This window comes from Serratia sp. B501 (assembly GCF_051172315.1).
In the GTDB taxonomy this organism is placed as follows: Bacteria; Pseudomonadota; Gammaproteobacteria; order Enterobacterales; family Enterobacteriaceae; genus Serratia; species Serratia ureilytica.
This window is the reverse complement of record NZ_JBPIZB010000004.1, coordinates 160,027-174,968: the sequence shown is the minus strand read 5'-3', so window position 1 is coordinate 174,968 and position 14,942 is coordinate 160,027. Positions and strand designations below refer to the sequence as shown.

At 61.9% G+C, this 14,942-nt stretch carries 13 protein-coding genes; 7 read left to right on the top strand and 6 right to left on the bottom strand.

The window, feature by feature from the left end:
- Positions 1–3: 3 nt before the first annotated feature.
- From carB to kefC, 3 genes are all read left to right on the top strand, one after another.
- Positions 4–3,228 (top strand): carbamoyl-phosphate synthase large subunit, encoded by a 3,225-nt coding sequence (carB, locus tag ACSBQV_RS14370; protein WP_025301533.1) that lies wholly within the window; start codon positions 4–6, stop codon positions 3,226–3,228.
- A gap of 170 nt (positions 3,229–3,398) precedes the next feature.
- Positions 3,399–3,956, top strand: a complete 558-nt coding sequence (gene kefF, locus ACSBQV_RS14365; protein ID WP_033641826.1) for a glutathione-regulated potassium-efflux system oxidoreductase KefF — start codon at positions 3,399–3,401, stop codon at positions 3,954–3,956.
- Entirely contained in the window at positions 3,949–5,802 is a 1,854-nt protein-coding gene (kefC, locus tag ACSBQV_RS14360) for a glutathione-regulated potassium-efflux system protein KefC (protein WP_033651689.1), read from the top strand. The genes kefF and kefC overlap by 8 nt, the downstream gene beginning before the upstream one ends.
- 34 nt (positions 5,803–5,836) lie before the next feature.
- Here the strand turns inward: kefC and ACSBQV_RS14355 are convergent, their stop codons facing one another.
- A complete protein-coding gene (locus ACSBQV_RS14355) occupies positions 5,837–6,451 on the bottom strand; it encodes a LysE family translocator (RefSeq protein WP_015376619.1) in 615 nt (204 codons plus the stop codon).
- Between the two features lie 128 nt (positions 6,452–6,579).
- Between ACSBQV_RS14355 and ACSBQV_RS14350 the strand changes: the two genes are divergently transcribed.
- From ACSBQV_RS14350 to ACSBQV_RS14335, 4 genes are all read left to right on the top strand, one after another.
- The gene (locus ACSBQV_RS14350) at positions 6,580–7,380 is read left to right on the top strand and encodes a threonine/serine ThrE exporter family protein (protein WP_099785592.1); all 801 of its coding nucleotides are present in this window, start codon (positions 6,580–6,582) and stop codon (positions 7,378–7,380) included.
- Entirely contained in the window at positions 7,377–7,841 is a 465-nt protein-coding gene (locus ACSBQV_RS14345) for a threonine/serine exporter (protein WP_168177245.1), read from the top strand. Before ACSBQV_RS14350 ends, ACSBQV_RS14345 begins: the two co-directional genes overlap by 4 nt.
- A 143-nt stretch (positions 7,842–7,984) precedes the next feature.
- Positions 7,985–8,467 (top strand): type 3 dihydrofolate reductase, encoded by a 483-nt coding sequence (folA, locus tag ACSBQV_RS14340; protein ID WP_033637073.1) that lies wholly within the window; start codon positions 7,985–7,987, stop codon positions 8,465–8,467.
- 180 nt (positions 8,468–8,647) lie between these two features.
- Positions 8,648–10,537 carry a PhoX family protein gene (locus tag ACSBQV_RS14335; protein ID WP_099785587.1) on the top strand — a complete coding sequence of 630 codons (1,890 nt, stop codon included), beginning with the start codon at positions 8,648–8,650 and terminating at the stop codon, positions 10,535–10,537.
- A gap of 46 nt (positions 10,538–10,583) precedes the next feature.
- Here the strand turns inward: ACSBQV_RS14335 and apaH are convergent, their stop codons facing one another.
- The 5 genes from apaH to surA are packed head-to-tail and all read right to left on the bottom strand — an operon-like array spanning position 10,584 to position 14,919.
- Positions 10,584–11,435: a bis(5'-nucleosyl)-tetraphosphatase (symmetrical) ApaH gene (gene apaH, locus ACSBQV_RS14330; RefSeq protein ID WP_033641832.1), complete on the bottom strand. Its 852-nt coding sequence runs from the start codon at positions 11,433–11,435 to the stop codon at positions 10,584–10,586.
- A 2-nt stretch (positions 11,436–11,437) separates the two neighbouring features.
- Positions 11,438–11,815 carry a Co2+/Mg2+ efflux protein ApaG gene (gene apaG / locus ACSBQV_RS14325; RefSeq protein ID WP_015376624.1) on the bottom strand — a complete coding sequence of 126 codons (378 nt, stop codon included), beginning with the start codon at positions 11,813–11,815 and terminating at the stop codon, positions 11,438–11,440.
- A gap of 12 nt (positions 11,816–11,827) precedes the next feature.
- Complete coding sequence (gene rsmA, locus ACSBQV_RS14320; protein ID WP_099785585.1) at positions 11,828–12,646, bottom strand: 16S rRNA (adenine(1518)-N(6)/adenine(1519)-N(6))-dimethyltransferase RsmA; 819 nt, start codon at positions 12,644–12,646, stop codon at positions 11,828–11,830.
- Positions 12,639–13,631, bottom strand: a complete 993-nt coding sequence (gene pdxA, locus ACSBQV_RS14315) for a 4-hydroxythreonine-4-phosphate dehydrogenase PdxA (protein WP_099785724.1) — start codon at positions 13,629–13,631, stop codon at positions 12,639–12,641. The genes rsmA and pdxA overlap by 8 nt, the downstream gene beginning before the upstream one ends.
- Positions 13,618–14,919 carry a peptidylprolyl isomerase SurA gene (surA, locus tag ACSBQV_RS14310; RefSeq protein WP_033641834.1) on the bottom strand — a complete coding sequence of 434 codons (1,302 nt, stop codon included), beginning with the start codon at positions 14,917–14,919 and terminating at the stop codon, positions 13,618–13,620. Before surA ends, pdxA begins: the two co-directional genes overlap by 14 nt.
- Positions 14,920–14,942: the final 23 nt, after the last annotated feature.

Genomic DNA, 14,942 nt, shown 5'->3' with positions numbered 1-14,942 from the left:
AAAATGCCAAAACGTACAGACATAAAAAGCATCCTGATCCTCGGCGCTGGCCCGATTGTTATCGGCCAGGCGTGTGAGTTCGACTACTCGGGCGCCCAGGCGTGTAAAGCGCTGCGCGAAGAGGGCTACCGCGTCATTCTGGTCAACTCCAACCCGGCGACCATCATGACCGACCCGGAAATGGCCGATGCGACCTACATTGAGCCGATCCACTGGGAAGTGGTGCGCAAGATCATCGAAAAAGAGCGCCCGGATGCGGTTCTGCCGACCATGGGCGGCCAGACGGCGCTGAACTGCGCGCTGGAGCTGGAGCGTCAGGGCGTGCTGGCCGAGTTCGGCGTCACCATGATCGGCGCGACCGCCGATGCCATCGACAAGGCTGAAGACCGCCGCCGTTTCGACGTGGCGATGAAGAAAATCGGTTTGGATACCGCGCGTTCCGGCATCGCGCACACCATGGAAGAAGCGCTGGCGGTAGCCGCTGACGTCGGCTTCCCGTGCATCATCCGTCCTTCCTTTACCATGGGCGGCACCGGCGGCGGCATCGCCTACAACCGCGAAGAGTTCGAAGAGATCTGCGAACGCGGTCTGGACCTGTCGCCGACCAACGAGCTGCTGATCGACGAATCGCTGATCGGTTGGAAAGAGTACGAGATGGAAGTGGTGCGTGATAAGAACGACAACTGCATCATCGTCTGCTCCATCGAAAACTTCGACGCCATGGGCATCCACACCGGCGACTCGATCACCGTTGCGCCGGCCCAGACCCTGACCGACAAGGAATACCAAATCATGCGCAACGCCTCGATGGCGGTGCTGCGTGAGATCGGCGTTGAAACCGGCGGCTCCAACGTGCAATTCTCGGTTAACCCGAAAACCGGCCGCCTGATCGTCATCGAGATGAACCCGCGCGTGTCGCGCTCTTCGGCGCTGGCGTCGAAAGCCACCGGCTTCCCGATCGCCAAGATCGCCGCCAAACTGGCGGTGGGCTATACCCTCGATGAGCTGATGAACGACATCACCGGCGGCCGCACCCCGGCGTCGTTCGAGCCGTCCATCGACTACGTCGTGACCAAGATCCCGCGCTTCAACTTCGAGAAGTTCGCCGGCGCCAACGATCGCCTGACTACCCAGATGAAGTCGGTCGGCGAAGTGATGGCCATCGGCCGCACTCAGCAGGAGTCGCTGCAGAAAGCGCTGCGCGGTCTGGAAGTGGGCGCCACCGGCTTCGATCCGAAAGTGAGCCTGGACGATCCGGAAGCGCTGACCAAAATCCGCCGCGAGCTGAAAGACGCCGGTTCCGACCGCATCTGGTACATCGCCGACGCCTTCCGCGCCGGTCTGTCGGTCGACGGCGTCTTCAACCTGACCAACGTCGATCGCTGGTTCCTGGTGCAGATTGAAGAGCTGGTGCGCCTGGAAGAGCAGGTGGCAGAAGCGGGCATCAACGGCCTGGACAAAGACTTCCTGCGCACGTTGAAGCGCAAGGGCTTCGCCGATGCGCGTCTGGCCAAGCTGGCCGGCGTCGCCGAGAGCGAAATTCGCAAGCTGCGCCACAGCCACGGCCTGCACCCGGTGTACAAGCGCGTGGATACCTGCGCGGCGGAATTCGCTACCGACACCGCCTACATGTACTCCACCTATGAAGAAGAGTGCGAGTCCAACCCGACCAACGACCGGCCGAAAGTGATGGTGCTGGGCGGCGGGCCGAACCGTATCGGCCAGGGCATCGAGTTCGACTACTGCTGCGTGCACGCTTCGCTGGCGCTGCGTGAAGACGGCTACGAGACCATCATGGTCAACTGCAACCCGGAAACCGTCTCCACCGACTACGACACCTCGGACCGCCTGTACTTTGAGCCGGTGACCCTGGAAGACGTGCTGGAAATCGTGCGCATCGAGAAACCGAAAGGCGTTATCGTGCAGTACGGCGGCCAGACCCCGCTGAAGCTGGCGCGCGAGTTGGAAGCCGCAGGCGTGCCGATCATCGGCACCAGCCCGGACGCCATCGACCGTGCCGAAGACCGCGAACGCTTCCAGCAGGCGGTCAACCGCCTGGGCTTGAAGCAGCCGGCCAACGCCACCGTCACTGCCATCGAGCAGGCGGTCGAGAAGGCGGCGGGCATCGGTTATCCGCTGGTGGTGCGTCCTTCCTACGTGCTGGGCGGCCGGGCGATGGAAATCGTCTATGACGAAACCGACCTGCGCCGCTACTTCCAGACCGCGGTCAGCGTGTCTAACGATGCGCCGGTGTTGCTGGACCGCTTCCTGGACGATGCGGTGGAAGTGGACGTCGATGCTATCTGCGACGGCGAGCGCGTGCTGATTGGCGGCATCATGGAGCACATCGAGCAGGCGGGCGTGCACTCCGGCGACTCCGCGTGTTCGCTGCCGGCGTACACCCTGAGCCAGGAAATTCAGGACGTGATGCGTCGCCAGGTGGAAAAACTGGCGTTCGAGCTGCAGGTGCGCGGCCTGATGAACGTGCAGTTCGCGGTGAAGGACAACGAAGTTTACCTGATTGAAGTTAACCCGCGCGCCGCGCGTACCGTGCCGTTCGTCTCCAAAGCGACCGGCGTGCCGCTGGCCAAAGTGGCCGCGCGCGTGATGGCGGGCAAAACGCTGGTTGAACAGGGCGTGACCGAAGAGATCATCCCGCCGTACTACTCGGTGAAAGAAGTGGTGCTGCCGTTCAACAAATTCCCGGGCGTCGACCCGATTTTGGGGCCGGAAATGCGCTCTACCGGGGAAGTGATGGGCGTGGGCCGCACCTTCGCGGAAGCCTTCTCCAAGGCGATGCTGGGCAGCAACTCGGGCATGAAGAAACAGGGCCGAGCGCTGCTGTCGGTGCGCGAAGGCGACAAGGCTCGCGTGGTCGATTTGGCCGCCAGCCTGCTGAAGCAGGGCTTTGAGCTGGACGCGACCCACGGCACCGCGGTGGTGCTGGGCGAAGCGGGCATCAACCCGCGCCTGGTCAACAAGGTGCACGAAGGGCGTCCGCACATTCAGGACCGTATCAAGAACGGCGAGTACACCTACATCGTCAACACCACGGCAGGCCGTCAGGCGATTGAGGACTCCAAGCTGATTCGCCGCAGCGCCCTGCAGTACAAGGTGCACTACGACACCACGCTGAACGGCGGCTTCGCCACCGCGATGGCGCTGAAAGCGGATCCGACCGAGCAGGTTACATCGGTGCAGGAAATGCACGCGCGCATCGGTAAGTAACCGCGCGAGAACGCTACGCCAGGGCGCTGCAGATGCAGCGCCCTTTTTTATTCAGTGAATTTGTAGGCTGGCGTTAAAAATTTCCGCTATCAATCAGTGGGCAAACTGTCACTCTGTGTGATTGGTATATGCTTGGTGTATTGGCAAGGAACGAAGGAACGACGATAACAATGATTCTGATAATTTATGCTCACCCGTATCCCCGGCATTCGCATGCCAATCACCGCCTGCTGCAGGCGGTGAGGGATCTTCCCGAGGTGGAGGTGCGCTCGCTGTATGAGCTGTACCCCGATTTCAATATCGATATCAACGCCGAGCAACAGGCGCTGGAGCGCGCCGACATGGTGGTGCTGCAGCATCCGATGCAGTGGTACAGCTTCCCGCCGCTGCTGAAGCTGTGGATCGACAAAGTGCTGGAGCACGGCTGGGCCTATGGCCACGACGGCAACGCGCTGGTGGGCAAAGACTGCCTGTGGGCGGTGACCAGCGGCGGTGACGAGCACCATTTCGAACTGGGCGATTTTCCCAACTTCGCCGCGCTGGCGCAGCCGCTGCAGGCCACGGCGATTTATTGCGGCATGAACTGGCAGCCGTACTTCGCCCTGCACAACACCTTTACCTGCAACGAACCGGCGCTGATCGCCGCCGGCGAAGCCTACCGGCAGCGGTTGGTCGACTACCTGATGGAACATGCCGAAGCGGAAACCCGGGAGGCCAGCCATGGATAACCACCACATGATGATCGAGGGGCTGATCTATCTCGGTTCCGCCGCGCTGTTCGTGCCGATTGCGGTGCGCCTGGGGCTGGGTTCGGTGCTCGGTTACCTGATCGCCGGCTGCATTATCGGCCCCTGGGGGCTGAAGCTGGTGTCGGATGCCGAGTCTATCCTGACCTTCGCCGAGATCGGCGTGGTGCTGATGCTGTTTATCATCGGCCTGGAGCTGGATCCCAAGCGGCTGTGGACGCTGCGCGCCTCGGTGTTCGGCGGCGGCAGCATTCAGATGGTGGGCTGCGGCCTGGCGCTGAGCGCCTTCTGCTACTTCCTCGGCCTCAACTGGAAGGTGGCGCTGCTGATCGGTTTGACGCTGGCGCTCTCATCGACCGCCATCGCCATGCAGGCGATGAGCGAACGCAATTTGACGCCGTCGCCGATCGGCCGCAGCGCGTTTGCGGTGCTGCTGTTCCAGGATATCGCGGCGATCCCGCTGGTGGCGATGATCCCGCTGCTGGCCAGCAGCGGCGCCACCACGACGCTGGGCGCTTTCGTACTGTCGGCGGCCAAAGTGGTGGGCGCGTTGACGATGGTGGTGCTGCTTGGCCGCTACGTCACCCGCCCGCTGCTGCACTTCGTCGCCCGTTCGGGCATGCGCGAGGTGTTCAGCGCCGTGGCGCTATTCCTGGTGTTCGGCTTTGGCATCCTGCTGGAGATGGCCGGGTTGTCGATGGCGATGGGGGCGTTCCTCGCCGGGGTGCTGCTGGCGAGCTCGGAATACCGCCACGCGCTGGAGAGCGATATTCAGCCGTTCAAAGGGTTGCTGCTGGGGCTGTTTTTCATCGGCGTCGGCATGTCGATCGACTTCGGCACGCTGTTCCATCATCCGTTGCTGATCGCCTCGTTGCTGCTGGGCTTTATGCTGATCAAGGCGGCGTTGCTGTGGCTGATCGGCCCGCTGCTCGGGGTGCCGAAGCGCCAGCGCGGCCTGTTCGCCATTCTGCTGGGGCAGGGCAGTGAGTTCGCCTTTGTGATCTTCAGCGCCGCGCAGCTGGCCGGCGTCTTGCCGGTTGAATGGGCCAAGTCGCTGACGCTGGCGGTGGCGCTGTCGATGGCGGCCACCCCGCTGCTGTTGGTGATCGCCGCGCAGCTGGAGAAAAATGCGCCGAAAGAGGATCGCCCGGCTGATGTCATTGATGACGAGAACGCCAGCGTGATCATCGCCGGCTTCGGCCGTTTCGGCCAGATCGCCGGTCGTTTACTGTTGGCCAACGGCGTGCACACCGTGGTATTGGATCACGATCCGGACCATATCGAAACGCTGCGTAAATTTGACACCAAGGTGTTCTACGGCGACGCCACGCGCGCCGATCTGCTGGAGGCGGCCGGCGCCGCTCACGCCAAGGTGCTGATCAACGCCATCGACGATGTGGAGGACAGCCTGGCATTAACCGAGCTGGCCAGGCAGCACTTCCCGCATCTGAAAGTGGTGGCGCGGGCGCGCGACGTCGATCATTGGTATCAGTTGCGGCAGTTGGGGGTGGAAAAACCGGAGCGCGAAACCTTCGAAAGCTCGCTGCGCGTCGGCCGTGAAACGCTGGAGCTGCTGGGGCTGGACGCCTATGAGGCGCGCGAGAAAGCGGACACTTTCCGCCGCTATAACCTGAAGATGCTGGAAGATACGCTGGATAATTACCAGGATACTGAATTCCGTATCGCCAGCCTGCAGCGGGCCAAGGAGATGCTCAGCGCGGCCATCGAGCAGGATCAGAATCGGCTGGCGCGGGTGCAGCAGACCGGCTGGCGCGGCAGTATCGACGGCAAGGCGCCGGAAGACGAAGTGGTGGAAGCCAAAGGATAAGGGGAGGGGCGCCGTGATGGCGCCCCTTTTTTGCTTAGCTCAGCGCGACCTTGATGCCTAAGGCGATCAACATGCCGCCCAGCAATTTGTCGACGATCTTCTGCGTCTTTTCCAGCCCGCGGCGCACCGGCCCGCTCTGGATCAAAAACACCAGCAGCGGCCACCAGATGACCGACAGGCCGAGAATAATCCCCGCGTACCACAGCTTGTCACCCAGACCGGAATCGATCTGCAACACCTGGGTGAAGACCGCCAGGAAGAACAGGGTGGCTTTCGGGTTCAGCAGGTTGCACAGGTAGCCTTGCGCAAAGGCGCTCTTCAGGCTGACCTGTTGCTGCGGCAGATTGCTGACGTTCATTTTGCCGCCGCCGCGCGACAGCAGCGCTTGGATGCCGATCCACACCAGATAGACCGCCCCGGCGTATTTCAGCAGGTTGAACAGCCACGGCGTGGTGGTGATCACCACCGCCAGGCCGGCGACGCAGTAGGACATGTGGGTGGCGACGCCGCAGATCACGCCGAAGGCGGTCATCATGGCGGCCAGACGCGGGTAGCGGGCGGCGTTTTTGATCACCAGGAAAAAATCCGGGCCGGGGGAAAGCATGCCGAGGGCGGCAATGCCGGCGACGAACAGTGAAGTTTCAAGCATGGGAGGCGTCTCGCGCAAAAGGCAGCATGTTGGCGATAATAACGCCGCTTCCTCTGATGCGCATCAACCCAATGAGGTATTGTTAGGCTCTATGATAATAATTCATCTATCGCCAGCAACGGAGCACCATGCAGCAGACTACCGCCACAGACAGGCCGGAACCGCACCGGCAACAGCGTGAAATCACCCGCTTGTGCATTCAATGCGCGCTGCTGCTGTTGCAGCACGGCGCCGAGAGCACGGTGGTGGAGCAGTTGTCCACCCGCCTGGGGTTGGCGCTGGGGATGGACAGCGTGGAAAGTTCAATCTCCGCCAATGCGGTGGTGTTGACCACCCTCAGCCACGGCGCCTGCCTGACCACGACCCGCAAGAATGTCGATCGCGGCATCAATATGCAGGTGGTGACGGAAGTGCAGCATATCGTGATCCTCGCCGAGCATCATCTGGCGGATACGCACGACGTGGCGCGGCGCTTCGTAAAGATCCGGCCGCTGCGCTATCCGCGCTGGCTGGTGGTGCTGATGGTGGGGTTGTCCTGCGGGTGTTTCAGCATGCTCAACGGCGGCGGCGGCGATGCCTTCCTGGTGACCTTTATCGCCAGCGGCGCGGCGATGCTGGTGCGCCAGATCCTCACCGCCCGCCATATGAATCCGCTGATCAATTTTTGCCTGACGGCGTTTGTCGCTACGTCGATATCCGGGCTGCTGCTGCGCCTGCCGGTGTTTAAAGAGACTTCGAGCGTGGCGATGGCCGCCAGCGTGCTGCTGCTGGTGCCGGGCTTCCCGCTGATCAACGCGGTGGCCGACATGTTCAAGGGGCACGTCAACACCGGGCTGGCGCGCTGGGCGATGGCCAGCCTGTTGACGCTGGCGACCTGTATCGGCGTGGTGATGGCGATGTCGCTGTGGGATCTGCGGGGGTGGTCATGAGTCTGCTGTGGGCATTGTTACAGGAGATGCTGTTGGCGGCGGTGCCGGCGCTGGGCTTCGCCATGGTGTTCAACGTGCCGCTGCGCGCGCTGCGCTATTGCGCGTTGCTTGGGGCAATCGGGCGCGGCTCGCGCATGCTGATAATGCACGTGGGCATGAACATCGAGTGGGCGTCGCTGCTGGCGGCGATCCTGATCGGCATCATCGGTATCTATTGGTCGCGCTGGCTGTTGGCGCATCCGAAGGTGTTCACCGTGGCGGCGGTGATCCCGATGTTCCCCGGCATTTCCGCCTATACCGCGATGATAACTGTGGTGGAGATCTCGCATCTGGGCTACAGCGAGGCTTTGATGGAGACCATGATCACCAACTTCCTCAAGGCCAGTTTCATCGTCGGCGCGTTGTCGATCGGCCTGTCGTTACCGGGCCTGTGGTTGTACCGCAAACGCCCCGGCGTGTGAAATTCCCCGGCAAAAGAACGTTGGTTATTAGATATGCTGATAAGAGCTATCTTATATATTCATCTTGCTTGATTAGCCTATCGACGGCACTCAGGCCTTTACGTATAGTGTCACCAATTTTGCTGCCTACACAGGGTTAAACAATGATTATCAGCCTGATCGCTGCCTTGGCGGCGGATCGCGTTATTGGCATGGAAAACGCCATGCCGTGGCACCTGCCGGCGGACCTTGCGTGGTTTAAACGCAACACGTTGAATAAGCCGGTTATTATGGGCCGCAAGACCTTCGAGTCCATCGGTCGCCCGTTGCCGGGCCGCCACAATATCGTTTTGAGCAGCCGCCCGGGCAATGCCGCCGGGGTGACCTGGGTGACCTCGCTGGATGAGGCGCTGGCCGCCGCGGGTGAGGTGGAAGAAGTAATGGTGATCGGCGGTGGGCGCATCTATACCCAGTTGCTGCCGCGCGCCGATCGCCTGTACCTGACACACATCGACGCCGAAGTCGGCGGCGATACTCACTTCCCGGATTACGAGCCGGACGAGTGGGAAACCACGTTCAGCGAATTCCACGACGCCGACGATCTGAACTCGCACAGCTACTGCTTCGAAATCCTGCAGCGCCGCTGATCTCAGCGCGTTAGCCAGTCATCCCCGGGGGCGCAAGCAATTGCGCCCCCGGCCTTTTTGCGCCGGTCATTCGTAACCTTTCCGTCACATTACCTGATTAGTATGAAGCCCAACTCCGAGCGCAACGGCAACTCTGGTGAATCTTGACCGCGGCGCCATAACTAAAAAGGTAACCACGTTATGACCAAGCAAATTGAGCAATTAGACGCCGACCGCCTGATCGATCCCACTCGCCGCAAGCTGCTGCTTGGCAGCGCCGGCGCCGTCGGCCTGGCCGGTTTTCTCGGCGGCGGCATCTGGTCGGTCTCCACCGAGGCGTTAGCCGAGGATCTGCCGCCGAACACGCTGCTGGGCTTCCGGGGCATCGCCGCGTCTACCGCCGATGAAGTGACGATAGCGCCAGGCTACCGTGCCGAGGTGCTGATCTCCTGGGGCGAGCCGCTGGTGGACGGCGCGCCGGCCTTCGATCCGCAGGGCAACAACAGCGCCGCCGATCAGGAAAAACAGTTTGGCGACAACAACGATGGCATGAGCTTTTTCCCTATCGATGACAATCACGGCGTGATGGCCATCAATAACGAATACGTTAACGAGCAGTACCTGTTCGCCCACGGCGGCGCCAAGGCCACCAGCCTGGAAGAGGTGCGCAAATCGCAGGCGGCGCACGGCGTCTCCATTGTCGCGGTCAAGCGGGTCGGCGGCGGCCAGCGCTGGGAGGTGGAACGCCCGTCGCGCTATAACCGCCGCATCACCGCCAACAGCGAGATGCAATTCAGCGGCCCGGCCGCCGGACATCCGCTGTTGCAGACCGCCGCCGATCCGAGCGGCCGTAAGGTGCTGGGCACCTTCGGCAACTGCGCCAACGGCAAGACGCCGTGGGGCACCTACCTGACTTGCGAGGAAAACTTCGACACCTATTTCGGCACCCGTCAGGCCGATTATCGAACCACGCCGGAACAGAAGCGCTACACGCTGAAGGTCAGCGAACCGGAACGCAACTGGCCGGACTATGACGAGCGTTTTGATGTGGCGAAGAATCCCAACGAATTCAACCGTCACGGCTGGATCGTCGAGATCGATCCGTTGAATCCGACCTCGACGCCCATCAAGCACACCGCGCTGGGCCGCTTCAAACATGAAAACGCGGCGGTGACCGTGGCCAAAGACGGCCGTCTGGTGGTGTATATGGGCGACGACGAACGCGGCGAACATATCTATAAGTACGTCTCCAAAGGCGTGGTCGACGCCGCCAATCCGGCCAACAATCGTACGCTACTGGATGAGGGGACGCTGTACGTGGCGCAGTTCGACGGCGATGAAGCCGGCACGCCGCTGAAAGGCAAAGGGCGCTGGATTGCGCTTGAGTTCGGCAAGAACGGCCTGACGCCGGAGAACGGTTTCCGCGATGAGGCCGAAGTGCTGATCTTCGCCCGCAAGGCGGCGCAGCAGGTCGGCGCCACCAAAATGGATCGCCCGGAGTGGATCGCGGTGAACCCGCATGACGGGCGCGCGTACTGCACGCTGACCAACAACAGCAAGCGCGGCGAGGAAGGGATGCCGTTGAACGCCGCCAACCCGCGACCGAACAATATCTACGGCCAAATCATTCGCTGGGACGAGGGCGGCGACGCCACCGCCGACGTCTTCGCTTGGGACATCTATGCGCTGTGCGGCAACCCGATTGCCCACCCCGAAGGCGTCAACCGCGGCACGCCGAACATTACGGCGGAAAATACCTTCAACAGCCCGGACGGGCTGGGCTTCGATCGCGCCGGCCGTCTGTGGATCCTCACCGACGGCAAGTACAGCAACAAGGGCGATTACGTCGGGCAGGGCAACAACCAGATGCTGGTGGGCGATCCGGTCAGCGGCGAGATCCGCCGTTTCATGGTGGGGCCGAAGTCCTGCGAACTGACCGGCATCACCTTCACCCCGGACTACAAGACGATGTTCGTCAACGTACAGCATCCCGGAGAAGAAGGCGATTCGCACTTCCCGAACAACAGCCCGCGCCCGCGTTCATCGGTGTTGATGATCACGCGTGAAGATGGCGGAGTGATTGGGGCGTAAGGTGGCAATACAGAACAAAGGCGGCCACCGAGCCGCCTTTATCGTTTCAGGATGCGGCTAATCTGCCGGCGTGGTCAGGCGCTTCGCCGCGATTGGCGGGTTGCGTGAAGTAACGGCGGTCTTCCCAGCGCAGCATCGTCAGATCGCCGCCCCAGCAGCAGCCGGTATCCAGCCCGATCACGCCCTCCGGCGTGCCCTTGCCTTCCAGCGAGGCCCAGTGGCCGAAGATGATGGTGTATTCCGGGTCCACCAGGCGCGGCAGCTCGAACCACGGTTTCAGCGGCGCCGGCGCGCTGCCCGGCGCATCTTTGCAGATCATGTCGAGCTGGCCGTTGGGGAAGCAGTAGCGCATGCGCGTCAGCGCATTGGTGCTGAAACGCAGACGCGCCAGGCCGCTCAGCTCCGGCGCCCAGTTGTTCGGCATGTCGCCGTACATGGCGTCGAGGAACAGCGGATAGCTGTCGCTGCTCAATACCGCCTCCACTTCGCGAGCGCACATTTTCGCGGTGTCGATGTCCCACTGCGGGGTGATGCCGGCGTGGGCCATCACCAGTTTTTGCTCATCATCCACCTGCAGCACCGGTTGGCGGCGCAGCCAGTTGATCAGCTCGTCGGCGTCCGGCGCTTCCAGCAGCGGCGTGATGCGATCTTTGGGTTTGTTGCGGCTAATGCCGGCGTAAACCGCCAGCAGGTGCAGATCGTGGTTGCCCAGCACCATGCGCACCGCCGGGCCGAGCGAGCGCACATAGCGCAGCACATCCAGCGAGGCGGGGCCGCGCGCCACCAGATCGCCGGTCAGCCACAGTTGATCGCGCTCGGGATCGAACGCAACCTGAGCCAGCAGCGACTTCAGTTCATCGAAACAGCCGTGAACGTCGCCGATAAGGTATGTCGACATAATTAATGGATCAGCGTTGGAATGGCTAAGCGGAACACGGGAATAGCGGTGCGGAACGGCTGACCCTGATGGTCAACCATTTCGTAATGGCCTTCCATGGTGCCCAGCGGCGTTTCCAGAATGGCGCCGCTGGTGTACTGAAACTCTCCACCGGGCGGAATGACGGGCTGTTCGCCGATCACGCCTTCGCCCTGGACTTCGGTTTGGCGGCCGTTGCTGTTGGTGATCAGCCAGTAACGGCCCAGCAGTTGCACGTTGGTCCGCCCCAGATTGCGGATGGTAATGGTATAGGCGAAGACGTAACGCTCTTCTTCAGGGATCGACTGTGATTCCACATAGATGCTCTGAACCTGAATACACACGCGGGGCGAATCAATCATGACAACAACTCCTTATTGCTGCGGCGCCGGATTGGCTGACAGCCAGTTCGCCAGCTTGCAGTACTGCGCCACAGAAATATTCTCTGCTCTGAGCGAAGGATCGACGCCGAGCTCCGTCAGCTGCTCCGGCGTGAACAGATCGCCCAGGCTATTGCGGATGGTTTTCCGCCGCTGGTTGAACGCCTGCGTGGTGATGCGGCTCAGCATGCGCACGTCGCCCACCGGGTTCGGCAGCTCGGTGTGCGGGACCAGGCGCACCACGGCGGAATCGACCTTCGGCGGCGGCGCGAACGCGGTCGGCGGCACTTCCAGCACCGGAATGACGTTGCAGTAGTACTGCGCCATCACGGTCAAGCGCCCGTAGGCCTTGCTGTTCGGGCCGGCCACCAGACGGTTGACCACCTCTTTTTGCAACATAAAGTGCATGTCGCGGATTGCCTGAGTATAGCTGAAAAGGTGGAACATCAGCGGCGTCGAAATATTGTACGGCAGGTTACCAAATACGCGCAGCGGTTGGCCAGCTTCCTCGGCCAGTTCGGCGAAATTCACCGTCATGGCGTCCTGCTGGTGGATGGTCAGCTTGTCTTTCAACTGCGGGTGGTTCTCCAGCCGGGTGGCCAGATCGCGGTCCAGTTCGATCACCGTCATGCGGTCCATGCGCGCGCCGACCGGTTCGGTCAAGGCGCCGAGGCCGGGGCCGATCTCGACCACCGCTTCGCCCGGCTGCGGGTGAATGGCGGAGACAATGCTATCGATGACAAACTGATCGGTTAAAAAGTTTTGTCCAAAGCGTTTGCGGGCAAAGTGCCCTTGGTGGACTCTGTTATTCATTACAATTAATTATCATTTTAATGGCGAGATTCAGGGCCGTTTGGAAACTGCCGACATCGGCGGTGCCGGTGCCGGCCAGTTCCAGAGCGGTACCGTGGTCGACCGAGGTGCGTATGAAAGGCAAACCGAGGGTGATATTCACCGCGCGGCCGAACCCTTGGTATTTTAGCACCGGCAGCCCCTGATCGTGATACATCGCCAGCACCGCATCGGCATCTTGCAGATATTTGGGCTGGAACAGGGTGTCCGCCGGCAGCGGGCCGACAAGATGGATACCGTCAGCGCGCAGCGCGTCGAGCGCCGGGATGATGGTGTCTATCTCTTCGTGCCCCATATGGCCGCCTTCCCCGGCGTGGGGATTCAGACCGCAGACGTAAATGTGCGGCTGGGCGATGCCAAATTTGGTTTTCAGATCGTGGTCGAGGATGCGAATGACTTCGAACAGGCTCTGCTGCGTGATGGCGCCCGGCACCGCCAGCAGCGGCAGGTGGGTGGTCGCCAGCGCCACGCGCAGCTCTTCGGTCGCGAGCATCATCACCACGCGATCGCAGCGGCTGCGATCGGCAAAGAATTCGGTATGGCCGATAAACGGCACGCCGGCGTCGTTGATCACGCCCTTGTTCACCGGGCCGGTGATCAAGGCGGCAAACTCGCCGTTCAGGCAGCCGTCGCAGGCGCGCGCCAGGGTTTCCACCACGTAGGCACTGTTGCCGACGTTCAGTTCACCGGCGGTGACCGGCTGAGCGAGCGACACCGGCAGCACGGTCAGCGTGCCGGCGCGTTGCGCCTCGGCCGGCTGCTGCGGCTGGTAGTCGCGCAGCGTCAGCGGCAGGCCCAAACATTGGGCGCGTTCAAGCAACAGGGCCGGATCGGCGCACACCACCAGCTCAACAGGCCAATCCTGTTGCGCCAGGGCGGCTACCAAATCCGGCCCCACCCCGGCGGGTTCGCCGGGGGTAATGACGACGCGTTTATTGCTGCGCATCGCTGCCATCGAGGATCTTCACGTAAGCCTGGGCGCGCTGTTCCTGCATCCAGGTCTGCGCCTCTTCGGCGAACTTACGGTTGAACAGCATGCGGTAAGCGCGATCTTTCTGCGCGGCGTCGGTCTTATCCACCTGACGGGTATCCAGCAGCTGAATCAGGTGCCAACCGAAGGAAGAGTGCACCGGCGCGCTGATCTCACCTTTGCTCAGCTTGAGCAACGCATCGCGGAAGGCGGGATCGTAGATGTCCGGAGAAGCCCAGCCCAGATCGCCGCCCTGCATGGCGGAACCCGGATCCTGCGACAGCTGTTTGGCTTCGTCGGCGAATTTGGCGCGGCCGCTCTTGATCGCTTCCGCGACGGATTGCAGTTTGGCGCGTGCCTGGTCGTCGGTCAGCACCACCGAAGGTTTCAGCAGGATGTGACGGGCGTGCACTTCGGTGACCGACACCGACTGGCTGGCGCCGCGGATATCGTTGACTTTCAGGATGTGGAAGCCGACACCGGAACGGATTGGGCCGACAACGTCGCCTTTCTTGGCGCTCACCAGGCGTTCAGCGAACAGGGTCGGGATCTCTTGCAGCTTGCCCCAGCCCATGTTGCCGCCTTTCAGCGCCTGAGAGTCGGCGGAGTAAGTGATCGCCAGCTTGCCGAAGTCGGCGCCGCTGTTGATCTCGCCCACCAGGCGTTTGGCCAGCTCTTCGGCTTTGTCGACCTGCTGCTGCGACGGGTTCTCCGGCAGCGGGATCAGGATGTGGCTGATGTTCATTTCGGTGTCGCTGCCGTTCTGCGCGCCCACCTGTTTGGCCAGCGCGTCCACTTCCTGCGGCAGGATGGTGACGCGGCGGCGCACTTCGTTGTTACGCACTTCGGAGATCAGCATCTCTTTGCGGATCTGCGCGCGGTAGGTGTTGTAGTTCAGCCCTTCGTACGACAGGCGGCTGCGCAGCTGATCGACGCTCATGCGGTTCTGCGCGGCGATGTTGGCGATCGCTTTGTCCAGATCGGCGTCGGAGACGGTGATGCCCATTTTCTTGGCCATCTGCAGCTGGATGTTGTCCATGATCAGACGTTCGATGATCTGATGGCGCAGCGTCTTGTCGTCCGGCAGTTGCTGACCGGCCTGCTGGGCGTTGAGCTTCACCGACTGCAACAGTCCGTTGACGTCGCTTTCGAGTACCACGCCGTTATCCACGACGGCGGCGACTTTATCCACTTCTTGGGGTGCTGCGAACGCGGCATTGGCGCAAACCACCAATCCGAGAATAAGCGTTCTCCAGTTCTTCATACATTTCCCATTATGTAATCCGC